Here is a 13,326-nt window from a genome sequence, read left to right as displayed (position 1 = left end):
AACAAATTCTCATGCCGATTGTCTTATCTACATACCACCTCTAAATCATAAGTACTACAATATATCGTTGATCGGTTTTGAAACCTTTTAATCAGCAGATAAAAGAGTTTCTACCTGATTTTCTTAAAAATTAAATGTGGAAGCATTGAATAGTTTGAATTAAGTTTAAATAATTATAAAGATGAATGCGAAAATAATTTTATCAGTTTTAATGTGTGTGTTGATTGGGAGCAGTTTTACCTTTAAAACAAATGACCCTAAAAAACCCTGGCCAGTACCAGATGTTTCTAAAAACAAAAAGAATCCTGTAAAATCTGATGCACAAACTTTGGCTACGGGTAAATCATTATGGAATACCCATTGTAAATCATGCCATGGAGCTAAGGGATTAGGCGATGGAAGCAAGGCTGCACAGCTAGATACAGAACCTGGAGATTTCACATTACCAATAGTACAAACCCAAACAGATGGCTCTTTGTTTTTTAAAACAACAATAGGCCGTGACGACATGCCTGCCTTTAAAAAGAAAATTGCAGATGAAGATGATCGTTGGGCAATCGTCAACTATATTAAAACACTGAAAAAATAAAAAAGGATAAAGCACTGCAAATTAATCAGGCAGTGCTTTATTTTTTCTGTTTAACAATAGAGGGATGAAAAAATTACATCCCGGGTTTCCCTACCAAATTACACGACAATTCCAATATAAGGTTCAGCGTTTATTTATTCATAGCTCTGAATATCCCAATAAACTCTGAAAAAAAATCCTACAATTCATTAATTGACCTTAGTCATATTCCTAATAACATCACATCTGTTAAAGAAGCTTTTTCCATTTAGCTGTAAACCTAAGGGCAGAATTTATTTCTATCTCAAAATCGTTACCGCTCCGGAAATAATTTTACGCCCTTTTGTTTTGGGATCAATGATATAATAATAAGTTCCGATTGGAAGATCGGTTCCGTTCATTTGCCCTTTCCATGGCTGGGCGTAACCCTTTACACTATAATATACAATGGATCCATACCGGCTAAACACCTGTACAGATGCATTTACATAACTTTCAAGATATTTTATATTCCAGTTGTCATTTATCCCATCTCCGTTAGGGGTAAATGCATTCGGCACTTCAGGTGCTTTCAACACTTTTACAAATATGGCATCGACAGAAATACAGCCCTGATCAGATGTAACAGTTAATGTATAGGTTATATCATCTGAAGGACTTGCCACAGGATCAGGAATATCATCTCTGCTTAAGCCTAAAGAAGGAGCCCATTTATAGGTCAGATTACTTCCTGAAGCAATTGCATTTAGTTTAACCTCACCGCCTTCCAGAATAATAGTATCCCGTCCGGCGAATAAGGTTGGGGTTGGCATCACCAGGATATCCCTGGAAAGTGAATCTGCACAACCATTACTTGCGGTAAACACATACTTAATGGTATGTTTGCCCAGGCCTGCCTGAGCAGGGTTAAATATTCCACTTGCTGAAACCCCATTTCCTGAATAAATACCTATTCCAGCTTGAGAATTCTTTTCCGTTGCCTGGGTAAGTTTGAATGGAAGAACTTCCTGACACACATCTGGAATAGCGGTAAAAACAACTTCAGGCACTGCTTTAAGAATGATCGTTTGAATTTCTTCATCTGAACATACACCCCCTGAATAAGCTACCATTCTGACTGTAAATGGCTTGCTTGCCGGAGAGCTAAACATTGGATACAAAATTCTGTATTCCTTATCCGGCACCGGATTCTCATCCACCAACTTAAAACTCAGATCTCCTCCGTAATCGAAATACCATTCTATTTTACCAATATTCCCAAAATCAACAAATGAGGTATTACGAAAAACTACTTCACGGTTACTGCAAAGGTCATTCGGATTTAAAACAATAAATTTTGCTGTTGGAATTGCTCCACTTACCTTAAATGATTTCACCAGTCTGGTTATACAACCAGATTTTGATGTAACAGTAAGTGTTATCAAATAATCACCGGCAACTGTATAACGGTGAGTTGGGTTCTTCAGTGTTGAGCTATTTAAGACCCCGGAAGATGGATTACCAAAGTCCCATAAATATGTTAGATCTGTACCATCTGCTATACTTGATGAATCGGTAAATTGTGCAAAGGAGTCTGCTATACAAATTTCAGGCACTCCAAATTTCACGATCGGCATTGGATTGATCAGTACATTTTTTTCAAATGCTACACTCTCACAGCCTTTATCTGTCACAACTTTTAGTATAACCTTATAAGTGCCAACTGCCAAATATTTATGAGTAAAGGGTGTTGCTGCATCCTTTTCTTCTATCGTACTACCATCACCAAAATCCCATATCCATTTGACTATCACACCTTCTGCAGTTGAAGATATATCTGTGAACGTAACATCTTTACTTTCGCAGGCAGGCAGACTTGTATTGAAGTTTACAAGCGGCAAGGCAATAACATGAATAGTTTGGGTAATTACATCTGATTGACATCCGGTTTCACCCTCAACCATCAGCTTAACTATATAATCGCCGCTCGCAGCATATGAATGTACCGGATTCTGGTCTGTAGAGACTCCTCCATCCCCAAAATCCCAAAGCCATTTCGTTATATTTTTACCATTTCCAAGGCTGGCATCAGTGAAAGTTATTGAGGCATTGACACAAGTCTGCCCAACAGCGGTAATCACAGAGCTTGGAGGATTAACTGCAGAAAATTGCAATTCCGTTATCTCTATACTTCCACAACCATCTGATGATGTTTTATTTGCAGTTACAATTACTTTATAGTCTTTTAGCTCAGCATAGATAACCTTATTGGGAAATTTATACTCATATAATCCATCAACTGGGTTTGCATCGACCGGAACCGGGTTCAGAAATTCTAAAGGAGTAGAGCCGTCTCCTAAATCCCATACTATTCTGCTCACTGTGGAATTAAATTTCACACTTAAATTCAACTCTTCTTTAACACAAACACTACTAACCTGCTTATTATTAGTTACCTTCCTGATTTCAACACCAAGCCCTTTGACGTTGGCACCTGCGGCATAACCATAAGATTCTGCATTCCCAAATCCGTATGCAATAGCATTAAAGCCAGCATTTGCCTGCAAATTATGTGTTCCCGCTGAGACAGGTATTTGTGCGTATGCATATTCTGGTTTACCTGTAACTGGCTGGAAAAAAGAAGCCTGCGAAACACCATCAATTGTAAAACTAGAAACCCCGGTCTGAGGAATCACAACATTGATAAAATGCTTAACGATCATATGAAGCTGAGTAGAATACATAGTGATCTGCGAAAGAGTCTGCTCCAATGAATTCAAATAGATCATTTCGGGATCCCCAAGATCACCTGCTACATTCGTACAGTTAATTGATTTACCCTGAGTTACTGCATAAAGTACAACCTGAATAGCTTTATCAGACTCAATATTATTAACAGTCTGACCTGAAAACTCGTGATAAAAATTATTTACAAAACTTGTGGAAGGAATAATAGTTCCGTTTAGCTTCACAACAGCATTCGGATCACTTTTAAAAATACGATAGACATCATAATTTCTATCCTTTGAAGGCACAGTAATAAATGTTTTCCCCCAACTCGCCGTAGGATATGCCTGCTGGAATAAGTTATCTGCCGAACCGGCAAGTCCGGCAGCATTTAAACAACCAATTGCAATTTTACCGCTTCCTGAAAACACGGCAATTTTCTTGCAGGGTTCTGAGGTAGTTGAAACCGATTGAATTCTGGTACCAGTGAGGTCAGTTCCTTGTGTGGTAGAACCAATAGCTGATGTCTGTATTCCAAATACCTGATAGATCTCTCCTTTATCTAATCTTATAGGGGCAGAAGCTATTCCGGCTTTTAAACCTCCTTTAGTATCAACAGAAGGTGTAATGATTATTTCTGTATTGTCTTCTGTAGCAACAACAAAAAAGAAGGAATGTGAATTGGGGCTATTAGATATTTGCTGATAATTTAGTGAATAATAGTCTTTGCCCAAAGTATTGGTTGGTAAGACTAAAGTTGCTCCGGAAACTGCCTGATCATAAATATGAGCATAAACAACAATTGGTAATAGGGATGTTATGTGGATACCTTTATTACTTACTTTTCCTTCAATATTACCAATATAAGCAGTTTGAGGCACTGTTACATTGGTAATTGCGTTCGCAGTAACCTGAAAAGGGATACTTGTTCCCCCTACCTCCATTACTCCTGAAGTACTCACATCAGAGGTAATGTAAACAACCATGTCCTGACCTATTGTAGCGGTATAGCCTGCCACATGATTTCCATATGCAAGCCAAAAGTCAGTCCCCTTATTGGATGCTGTCTGTGCGGATACAAAAGAAGTAAGGCCGAAAATCAGGCCAAGAATTACTATTAATATCCCTGAAAGGTGCTTCAAAATTATTTTTTAATTTATTGTTCTTTGAATCTGAATAAAACTATCTCTAAAACTACGTAAACAATTGATCATGATGTTAGACAAATATTAATTCAGATATCAAACTAATTAAAGACCTATTCAGAACTCTGTTATATTTGGGGGGAGTTCTCCTAATCCATTTTGACAAATTTCACCAAAGAAGGTTTATCAATTTGTAGTTTCTGTCCTGTTGGCGTTAATTTGCCGCTTTCCTTATCTCGTTTAAATACAATGATCTCGTTTGTAACCTGACTTGTTGAGAGCAGCCAATTTCCGCTTGGGTCAATTTCAAATGTACGGGAGCTTTTGCCAAAAGAAGGCTGCTTTGCAACCAGGCTTAGCATTCCTGTTTTTTGATCAATGGAATAGATCCCAATTTCATTTACAGTACTTCTTGTACTGGCATAAAGGAATTTGCCATCTGCAGAAATATGAATATCTGATCCATGGCCTGGTCCGGTAAATCCTTCAGGTATCATAGAAACAGACTGAATTTGAGTCAGATGACCTTTTTTATAGTTAAAGGCATAAACTCTAGAATTAATTTCAGTTACTGCATAGAAAAATTTCTTGTTAGGGTGAAAAGTACTGTGTCGGGGACCGGCACCAGGATCAAGAGTTAAAAAAGGCTGAGCTGCTGCAGACAAAGCCAGAGGCCTTTTTTTTGCATTGAACCGGTATATGTTGATTTTGTCAGTACCCAAATCAGCTGTTAAAACATATTTATTATCAGGCGAAACAACAGCTGAATGTACAAAAGGCTTTTTCCTTGCAATGCTGCTACCTTGATGCTTGATATCCTGAATATCTGGTCCCAAAGTACCATTTGCATCAATAGGCAAAGCTGTAATAGAGCCACCACCATAATTAGATGCAAACACATATTTTCTTTTGGCGTCAACAGAGATATGAGTAGGACCGTTACTTCCGGAAGGCTGGCTATTTAATAATTTGAGATCACCGCTTTGGGGATCAAATGCCAGTGCATTGATCTTGCTTTCCTTTCCTTCAGTCACCGAATAAACAAATTTTCGGTCAGGGGAAACCGCAAAATAAGAGGGGCTTTCAAGGATTACTTTCGACTTATAGCTAATTTCACCATTCTGACTATCAAACTCATAGACATAGATCCCTTCACTTTTTCCGGGAGACGTATAAGTTCCAACTAACATATGGTACTTCTCACTTTGTGCAAATAAAGCTGGTGCAACTAATAATAAGGCACAAAAACTAATGATCTTTTTAAATTCCATTATCTATTTATAAATTTTTGAAAAATAAAAGTAAGATAAAAATCATTCCTCCTGATCTTAATCTGACAGGAAAATAGATTAATCAGGAAATTACTATAAAAAGAAAAACCGGCAAGAAAAAATCCTTGCCGGTTAAATTGATGAGTATGAACTAATTAAAATTAATTTATGGCAGAATAATTGACACCGGCAAGTTTTACAGTCAGCCCGCCGATTTGAAGACCATTTGGAGCAACAAAATTCTTCTGGGTATCTCCCCATATCAAATTTATACCATAACCACCACGCGGGGCACCAGAACCAACATAAGCTGTAGGATACCATCTTGGATCATTAATCAGGATACGATCACTAATTTCAGACAGGGTAATCCTTCGCCCGTTAAGCACCAGGTATTGAGCAGCATCTCTGCTTGCAGGACGACCATCAAACAGCCAGCTGAAATCAGTTTGGGATGCACCATATTCAAAGATCTTCCACTCTCTTCTGGTTCCAAAATCAGTTCCCCTGTAATTATTCTCAGAAGAAAGAACTGCCAAATTACCCTGTCCATCGGTAACCCAGATGTTCAGATAGGGTATTATGCCTCTATCGGCAGGTACTGAAAGCCAGTTCCAGTTAACAGATTCAAGTGTATTCACTCTGTAACCGGTAAAAAACTCAGTTCCATAACCTACTTTCTGCCCTCCTCTCGGAGTTGCAAATGTAAATCCGTCGCCTGCAGCGTTTTCACTCAGAATAATATCCGCATCCCAAGGAGCAAATATTGAACCGTTAGCGTTTCTAATATTGAATGTTTTGAAATTCGGACCGCAATTTTCATCAATAATTCCATTGCAGTTATTATCAGTTCCATCACCACAAATTTCTTCAGCTCCAGGGTTTATTGTTGCATCATTGTCATTACAATCATCAGCCGAGCCGGTACAGGCTCCGATTGCAGTATAGCCATCGCCATCACTGTCGGGCACTACATCGCCATGGGCTAGATGAGCAGCGAGCGCATTTTGATTAACTTGAATGACAATCACTTTGCCATCGCCTGCAGAGTGGCAGATAGTCACTTTTCCTACTGGCCCTTTACTCATCTCTTTATTTGCTTCAAAGGTGAGATCAGTATCTGCCTTCTGGCATGCGGAGAAAAATAACAGGAGGGAAAAACTTAGATAAAGCAGTTTCTTCATAATAGATTTTTTAGATTTCAATACCGGTTGTTTTACAGTATTTGAGCTCAATTATAGAAAAATAGTTTTAAATAATTGTCGTAATCAGAAAATATTTTTCTTGGAAAACAAGTTTTTATTCGAGAATGATCATAATATCCATAGATTGATAAATGGATAAATAATTACTATCATTTTTTGATATGGATTAAATTACTTTATATTTATGGGTACGTACACATTCAACCTATGAGAATAAAAAGCATTTTCTTCCTGGCATTAATTACGCTTGTATTTTTTAATGCTTACTCCCAAAAATCAGTAGAGGTGATTCCACTGTCTGATAAAAGCGGATTTACGGTTAAAACCTCTACCAGAGATCTGGGCAATGGATTTTTTGATCATGGCGTTGCCTCTCCGATAAGCAATCACCGTGGTGTGGTCTCAACAGTTGATGGGGATGGCAGGAATGTTGTACTCGTCTGGCTTTTTGATCATCGCGGTGGATATTCTTTATTGATGATCGATGCGGAAAGCGGAAAAAGTGAGGAGTTCCCAATAACTTTTGATCCCAAACAGGATACCCCTTATGCTTCCATACTATCTCAGGATAATAAATTTTACACCCTGTTCAAAGACCATTTTGTTGAATTCGACCCTGTAAAAAGAGCCTTTACTTTTACAGGAGAAACGATGTCGCAAATGGCGATGTCCATGACGGAAGATGATGAGGGTAAAATATGGTCAGTAACTTATCCAAACAGCGGTATTGTTTCTTTTGACCCGAAAACTAAAGTATTGAAAGATTACGGGTACGTGCACAGTGAAAACTGGAGACAATACCAGCGCTCCATTGCAGCAGATGATGCAGGCTGGATCTATTTCGGTCTGGGTAATGCCTCCAGTCAGATCCTTGCTTTTAACCCTCAAAATGGAAAAGCAAAAGGAATACTGCCACAAAATGAACGAAAGCTTGGTACTGCATCCGTATATAGGGACATGAATGGTAAGGTCTATGGAAGAACTTTAGAATCTACCGAAAATGAGTGGTATGAATTATATAAAGGTGAAGCAAAAAAAATAGGCATACATAAGGCACAAATGCCGAAAAAATATATCAGCGGACCGCAGGGACTGTTTTACAGGAACTTTCCGGATGGCACTATTTTAAAAGACCTGGATCTTGTCAACAGGATTCTTATCACCGAAAATCCAAAGACTAAAGCTTTAAAGGAAGTCAATTTCAACTATACCAGTGACGGAGCAATTGTAATGGGCATTGGAACTGCCCCTGATGGAACCATTGTTGGAGGAACAGCATTCCCAATGCGCTTTTTCAATTACGATCTTAAAAATGACCGATGGGTGAACCGCGCAGCCTTGGGACAGTTCAATGCACTGGTCAATCAGAACAATAAAGTGTATTTCGGAGTTTATTCCGGTGGCCACCTGATCGAATGGGATCCTTACAAACCATGGATAGCTACCAGTCTTAATAATAAAACTTCGAATCCAATCCATCTGACTACAGTATCACCCACAATTATCCGCCCCTACCGTATCATTTCACATTCTGATGAGAAAACGATCATCATGGGAGGTACTCCGCAATATGGTGCTACCGGTGGAGGCTTATTATTTTATGATAATGAAGCTAAAACCAGAGTTCTCTTAACAGATACCGCTGTAATACTCAACCAAAGCAGTATGAGTCTGGTACCATTAGCAAATGGTAAACTTTTAGGTGGGACAACCACATCACCGGGAACAGGAGGTGAAAAGAAAGCAAAAGAAGCCTTATTATATATCATGGACATCGCCAGTAAAAAAATTGAGTGGCAGCATGCAGCGTTCCCGGGTGCCCAGGAATACAGTGAAATGCGTTTGGTGCCTGGAGGTTTTGTTTATGGCATTGCCGACAAAAAAACATTTTTCGTTTTCGACCCAAAATCCAGGCAAGTTATCTATACGAAGGACATAGCTGCTGAATTCGGCCCTACGACCGCAGAGCAAAGTCCGAGGATCTTTGTTAACGGACCAGCAGGAGAATTATATATTCTCTTCGCCAAAGGAGCAATCGTGCAAGTCATACCCAATAGTTATGAAATGAAATTAATAGCAACAGCCCCTGCCCCGATCAAAGCTGGTGGTGACTATGCAGATGGAAGAATTTTCTTCGTTAGCGGATCTCATCTCATGAGCTATAAACTGAAATAAACCTATTTAAACAATCCCTTGATTAAATTCAAATATTTATGCAACGAGTACTATACGTATCACTAACCATTCTGCTTTTCTCTGCGGTTTCATTCAAAACCTTTGCCCAAAGACAGTATGGAGGTTTTTATACCCGTGAAAAAATCAACAATCTTCAAAACAACACCCAGAAATATGACTGGGCACGCGAATTAAGGGCGGGTACGATCAAAAAAGCTGAACCTTGGGTTTCCAAAAGCGATGAGGACTTATGGGCAATGGTTCCCGGACAAAATACTCCACGTTGTATCGATGTTACCCTTGACCGTATTGCTAAAGGTCCGAAAATACTGGGATGCCTGAAATGTGGGATGGATGTACTTAAATATGGCAATTATCCGTATGAACCTGAATTTGAAGATAAACCATGGAAGCTCACCTGCCCTTCTTGCAAAAGTGTGTTCCCTACCAATGATTTTGGCAAATTTTACGCCAGTGCAATTGATGAACGCGGACAATTTGATGCATCCAAAGGTGATAAAAGCCTGTTATTCAATGAAGCACACCCCGACCCAAAAGACCCGATGCATAAATATGGTGTAGATGACGGTTTTGGATTTATTGACCAAAACGGACGTTCGCATAGATTTATAGGCTATTATGTCTGGAAAAAATGGGATTATATCAGTTCCGGATTAAGTATGTTAGCTGATGCCTACTTATATAGCGGCGATAAAAAATATGCCCGCAAAGCAGCGATACTTTTAGACCGTATCGCAGATGTTTATCCGGAAATGGACTGGAAACCTTATGGTGACAAGGGATGGTACCATTCTGACGGTGGTATCTACATGGGAAAGATCCATGGTTCCATTTGGGAAACAAGTATTGTCACTGCATTTGCTGATTCATATGACAAGATATTAAGCGGCACTGTTGACAATTCAGAGCTTTACAGTTTCCTGAAAAAGCAAAGTCAGGAATACAGGATCGGAGAAAAAGGCAGCCGGGCCTTATTCATTAAAAACGTGGATGATGGACTCCTGAGAACTGCATACAAGGCAATTTTATCAAAACAGATCAGGGGAAACCAGGGAATGCAGCAGCTGACAATGGCAACCTGCGCACTGGCTCTGGACTCACAGCCGGAAACTAATCTATGGCTCGATTGGGTATTCGCAGCAGATGGGGGAAATATACCGGGTTTAATGATCACAACCTTCGACAGGGATGGGACCTCCAATGAAGGTGCACCCGGTTATGCACTGATGTGGGGCCGCTTAGTAACCCAGGTTGCTGAACGTTTACAGGGTTATTCGGCATATACAAAACATAATATCATTAAGGAATTCCCTCAGTTTAACACCACATTTCTTGTCGCCTACCGAATGGCAGCCTTAGGATTAGCCATTCCCAATATGGGCGATAGTGGTTCAACAGGAACTGTCAGCAATGGCTATGCAGATCCTAAATTTATTGCAAAGGGATATGTCTTTACCAGAGACCCTGAATTTGCAAAAGCTGCATATAATGCCAATAATAATTCGGCAGATAAGCTAGGCAGAGACCTGTTTTCTGCTGACCCGGATGCGATCAGCAAAGAAATACAAAAGATCGGTGAAAGATCAGGAATAAGAGCTGAAGGTGGGTATCTGATGAGCGGCTTCGGACTTGCATTACTTGAAAACGGCCGTGGAAACAGCGGAGTAGCCATAGCAAATAATTATGGACGAACGATCATGCATGCACACCCTGATCTGATGAATTTTGACCTTCTTGCTTTTGGTAAGTGGCTCGCACCGGATCATGGATATCCTGAATTTGCCACTAATATCCCAAGCAACAGAGATTGGACCGGCAGTACTGTTTCCCACAATCTGGTATTTGTAAATGAAAAGCCTCAAAAAGAAGTCTGGGGAGGGCATACCAAACTATTTAAGCAAGTAAAGGGATTCGGGGTATTTGAAATTGACGGCAAAAAGGCTTACCCTGACCTCAAAGAGTACAAAAGAACCATGTTTCTGATCGATGCAGGTGCAGACAGTAATGCTTATGCAATCGACATATTTAAAGTTTCCGGAGGACAAGACCATTTATATAGTTTCCATGGGCCGCCGGGAGAGATCAGCAATTCAGGACTTCGGTTGACCGAACAAAAAACAGGAACCTATGCCGGTGAGAATATAGAAAAAGGTATTGCAGCAAATGGATTTCCTCAAGGTTATTCGTTCTTTTATAATGTCAAAAGGGACTTAAATCCACCTGCACAAATCATGCTGGATTGGAAAGTTGAAACGGGTTACAGGGGATTAAAAGCAAATGAAAATATACATCTTAGGATGCATTCCCTTACACAATCGAATGACATTGCCATAGCTGACGGAGACCCTCCACAAAATAAACCGGGCAATCCTAAAAAACTGGGTTATGTGCTGATGCACCGCAAAGGCGAAAACCTCAACAGCACTTTCGTTTCTGTCTTTGAACCTTACAAAGAAAAACCATTTATTAAATCTGTCAAACGTATTGATAATGGAGATGAGTCGCAGATAGCACTTGAAATTGAACATACCAATGGAAGTATTGATTATGTTTTGTACAACCCGGAATCTGAAAAATTAATGAAGCTGCCAAATAACATCAGCATGTCTGGAAATATAGGCTACCTGAGAAAGCAGAATGGCCAGGCAGTAAAATCTTTGATCATTAATGGGAGTTCACTGAGCCATGGAAATATGAATCTGAAATCAGATGGACAGATCAAAGGCAAAATTGTTAAGATGAATAAGAATCCTTCAGGCAGCGGATGGGTACTTGTCGATCAGATCCTTCCTGAAAATGGAAGTCTGAACGGGGAACAGCTAATTATTTCCAATAAAGGAGAAAGAGATGCAACCTATACTATCAAAAGCATCAAACGTGAGGGAAAATACAGCAGAATCGAATGTGGTCCGATAACTTTTGCCATCGGGTTGAAGAATCCTGCTGTGCAAAATTCAAAAGATCCGTACGCCAACTATATCTATGAATTTGAGGAAGGTGATTCTTTCTCTATTCCATCACATACCGAATGGTCATCTAAAAAATAAAACATAAAGACATGTCGACAAAAAATTTTAACAGAAGGCAATTTGTAGCGGCAGCATCACTAAGCTCCCTTGCCGCATTAAGCATTGGAACTCCGGTTTTAGGATCTGAAATTAACTCAGAATTTGATTCCGGCAAAAAGGAAAAACCTACCTGGAAAAAGGTTGGCAATGCCATTTATGGTGCTAAAGCTGATGAAACCGGACCTATCGGCGGCGGTAAAGGATATAAAAATATAATTACTTCAGGTGATTACACCGTGGATAGTCTGGAATCACTCATAGATGCATTGGCAAAAGCTAAAGCCGGGCAGGTAGTGTTCATCCCCGGGGATAAGCTTATAGACATGACAACCTTTATCTACATCGATAAGATCATGCTGAAGATTCCGGAAGGAGTTACCCTGGCAAGCGATAGAGGACATAACGGATCAGAAGGCGCCCAGATCACAAGTGACGGAATAGATACTCCCGGCATGATCCTGATCAATGGAGCCAATGTCAGGATAAGCGGGATCCGCTTAGAAGGTCCGAATCCAAAACGATATTTAGACCATCATAAACGTTCATTCGGACCGGGCGGACCAGGTCATACTTATTATTATAAATTCCCTACCTCCAAAGGAATCCTTTGTAAATTCCCTGATCTTGAAGTAGATAATTGTATCATTACCGCATTCTCAGGAGCTGGCATCAGTCTGCAGGCCGGCACAGGGCATCACATACATCATAACCTGATCCACAGATGCCAGTACAATGGTCTTGGATACGGAGTAAGCCATGATCAGGCAAGTTCAATTATTGAATTCAATCAGTTCAATGAAAACAGGCATTCATTAGCCGGTACCGGCAGACCGGGTTGTGGGTATATTGCCCGGCATAATGTGGAATTGGGAATCTCCTTAAGCCATAACTTTGATATGCACGGCGGCCGTGATCGTAAAGACAATACCAATATTGCCGGAACCACCATGGAAATGTACAACAATACCTTTTTGGGGCCACAAAGGGCCGTTGTGATCCGCGGAGTTCCGCAGGACAAATGTGATGTGCATCATAACTGGATGCCAACTCATAAAGATGCTGCAGCAGCAGTCAGAGCTGAAGAAAAAACATACACAACAAATAATCTCTATGCCGACGGAAAGGTCTCCTGATTTGCATATTACAATTAAAAAGAAAGCTCTTCCG

7 protein-coding genes are annotated in these 13,326 nt (G+C 39.9%); 4 read left to right on the top strand and 3 right to left on the bottom strand.

What is annotated here, in order from left to right; genetic code table 11:
- Positions 1-181 precede the first annotated feature (181 nt).
- On the top strand, positions 182-589 hold the full coding sequence (locus tag BLR27_RS00160) for a c-type cytochrome (RefSeq protein WP_090697327.1): 408 nt from the start codon (positions 182-184) through the stop codon (positions 587-589).
- 278 nt (positions 590-867) lie between these two features.
- Here BLR27_RS00160 and BLR27_RS00155 read toward each other — a convergent pair whose 3' ends face one another.
- From BLR27_RS00155 to BLR27_RS00145, 3 genes are all read right to left on the bottom strand, one after another.
- Positions 868-4,416: a PKD domain-containing protein gene (locus BLR27_RS00155; RefSeq protein WP_090697323.1), complete on the bottom strand. Its 3,549-nt coding sequence runs from the start codon at positions 4,414-4,416 to the stop codon at positions 868-870.
- Between the two features lie 152 nt (positions 4,417-4,568).
- Positions 4,569-5,690 (bottom strand): lactonase family protein, encoded by a 1,122-nt coding sequence (locus BLR27_RS00150; protein ID WP_090697318.1) that lies wholly within the window; start codon positions 5,688-5,690, stop codon positions 4,569-4,571.
- Between the two features lie 161 nt (positions 5,691-5,851).
- Positions 5,852-6,874, bottom strand: coding sequence for a putative metal-binding motif-containing protein (locus BLR27_RS00145; RefSeq protein ID WP_090697315.1), 1,023 nt, complete (start codon positions 6,872-6,874; stop codon positions 5,852-5,854).
- 228 nt (positions 6,875-7,102) lie between these two features.
- Here BLR27_RS00145 and BLR27_RS00140 point away from each other — a divergent pair, with 228 nt between their 5' ends.
- The 3 genes from BLR27_RS00140 to BLR27_RS00130 are packed head-to-tail and all read left to right on the top strand — an operon-like array spanning position 7,103 to position 13,292.
- A complete protein-coding gene (locus tag BLR27_RS00140; protein WP_090697311.1) occupies positions 7,103-9,070 on the top strand; it encodes a hypothetical protein in 1,968 nt (655 codons plus the stop codon).
- Positions 9,071-9,108: 38 nt separating this feature from the next.
- Entirely contained in the window at positions 9,109-12,138 is a 3,030-nt protein-coding gene (locus BLR27_RS00135; protein ID WP_090697306.1) for a heparinase II/III domain-containing protein, read from the top strand.
- 11 nt (positions 12,139-12,149) lie between these two features.
- Positions 12,150-13,292, top strand: coding sequence for a hypothetical protein (locus BLR27_RS00130; protein ID WP_090697301.1), 1,143 nt, complete (start codon positions 12,150-12,152; stop codon positions 13,290-13,292).
- Positions 13,293-13,326 lie beyond the last annotated feature (34 nt).

The organism is Daejeonella rubra (genome assembly GCF_900103545.1).
GTDB classification, from domain to species: Bacteria; Bacteroidota; Bacteroidia; order Sphingobacteriales; family Sphingobacteriaceae; genus Daejeonella; species Daejeonella rubra.
This window is presented reverse-complemented; position numbering and strand designations above follow the sequence as displayed.